Below are 2,010 nucleotides of genomic sequence, written 5' to 3'. Positions count from 1 at the left end.
CTATACAACAAAAAATGACCCCTTAAATTAAGAGGCCATTTTCTTTCACGTACAAGAATCCTCTTATCTTTCAAAAGACATATAAATGTCCTCTGCGGAATTAGCACCTTCCTATGCATTTACATAGGGGTTGCTGAGGCTTCGTAGGGCCGTTCCCTCTACCTCTCTGGATAAGTATGTATTTGTAATCTGTATTATGGCACTAACAATTAAAAAATTCAACACTTTTCTTAATATTTTTATTTTTCTATAAATAGTTCATTTAAATCATTGTATTCTTATAGGAATTATGAAATAATGAATTCAAAATTGTTACGGGAGGAATACATGATGAAAGTTATTGGCCTAATTGGCGGACTAAGTTGGGAATCAACATCGTTATACTATAAACATATAAATACACTAACCCTCTCTCAATGTAATCAAAATGCGAAGCTTGTTTTATATAGCATGGACTTTGGTGAGGTAACTACATTATTACAAAATCATCAATATGAAGAAGTGAAAAATGAATTAGTCACAGTAGCCAAAAAGGTAGAAAACTCTGGAGCTGAATGTTTACTAATGTGTTCAAATACGGTCCATTTATTTGCTGAGGAAGTAGAACAAGCAATATCAATCCCACTTCTTCATATCGGTGATGTAAGTGCTAAAGAAATGGTAGAACAGAATATAAAACGTATCGGACTATTAGGAACAAAACAAACGATGGAACAAGATTTCTATACATCACGACTAGCAAAATATAACATTGAGACAATTATCCCAAATGACGAAGAAAGAACTTTTATCCATCACGTCATATTAAACGAATTAAGTAGAGGCATTATTTCAGAAACTTCAAGGGAGAAACTAATACAAATTACCAATTCATTAATTCAAAACGGTGCGGAAGGTATATTACTAGGCTGTACTGAAATACCATTGCTTATTTCCCAAAATGACCTTACTGTTCCTGTTTTTGATACTGCTTTTTTACATGCAAATACTGCTGTACAATTTGCTGGATAATAATATAAAAGCATAAAGGTAGATCCTCTATGCTTTTATATTGTCCGAACTATTTATTTAAAAGAGCATCAATAACTGCAATGGCTCTTTCGGAACCACCACACTCTAAAAAACTTTCATTCAGTTTTCGAATGCCATGTTTATACTTTTTATTTGAAAGAACGTCTGTTACCGCCTCTTTTAAAGTTTGCACATTAACATGCTCTTTCAATAATCTATGTGCTGCCTCAAGCTCAGTTAATCTTTGCGCTATCATAGGTTGATCTTTATCATGCGGTATTATCACAAATGGGATATTGTAATAAATTGCATCGTGCACACTATTCATTCCACCATGTGTAATAAAAACATCTGCTTCACTTAATATTTCTGATTGAGGTACGTAAGGGGCTATAATAAAGTTGTCTGGCGCTTGCTTAATTTTTGAAATATCATTTCTATCACCGATCGCCATTACTACAATCCCTTCGAAATTTGAAAAAGCATCAATACAAGTATTAAAAAATGGTTCGAGCMCTTCAAGAATTGTTCCCATTGAAATATAAATAACTTTCTTTTTTGAAAGCAATTCAAGTGGAAACTTTGCATTTGTTTTGCGCTTTATAATACTCGGTCCAATAAAAACATTGTTTTCTCCGAACGAATCGCTATTAGGTTGAAAATAACGACTTGTATACACGAGACTAATATCTCCCTTATTATGCATAAATTGAAGATTATTTTTGGGCTTTACTCCAAATTCATGTTCCATTTGATACAGTAACTTTTCAGAGAGTTCATCGGGTTGGAATTGTATTTCTGCATTTGGATGAAAAGGCAAGGTTTCCAATAATTCTGGTGGAATTAAAAATATAGGAGAGGAAACTATGCCTGGAACTTGTAAATATTCCTTTACTAACTCTCCGGCACCAAATATATCATAAACTACGAAATCAAAATTTATGCTTTTACATAATTCTTTCGTAATTTCTAATATATATAAAGAAGTTTGAACATGTA

2 protein-coding genes and 1 riboswitch are annotated in these 2,010 nt (G+C 32.6%); of the genes, one reads left to right on the top strand and one right to left on the bottom strand.

What is annotated here, in order from left to right:
• Window positions 1-60: 60 nt before the first annotated feature.
• Window positions 61-177, bottom strand: a riboswitch (SAM riboswitch).
• Between the two features lie 150 nt (window positions 178-327).
• Window positions 328-1,011: an aspartate/glutamate racemase family protein gene (locus tag AC1DTM_RS24100; RefSeq protein WP_016105002.1), complete on the top strand. Its 684-nt coding sequence runs from the start codon at window positions 328-330 to the stop codon at window positions 1,009-1,011.
• A 49-nt stretch (window positions 1,012-1,060) separates the two neighbouring features.
• Here the strand turns inward: AC1DTM_RS24100 and AC1DTM_RS24095 are convergent.
• On the bottom strand, window positions 1,061-2,010 hold a 950-nt coding region (locus AC1DTM_RS24095; protein ID WP_477001067.1), incomplete at its 5' end, for a nucleotide disphospho-sugar-binding domain-containing protein.

The organism is Bacillus sp. P4_D3, assembly GCF_056401855.1.
The sequence above is the reverse complement of the archived record's forward strand: the minus strand, read 5'-3'. Positions and strand labels throughout refer to the sequence as shown.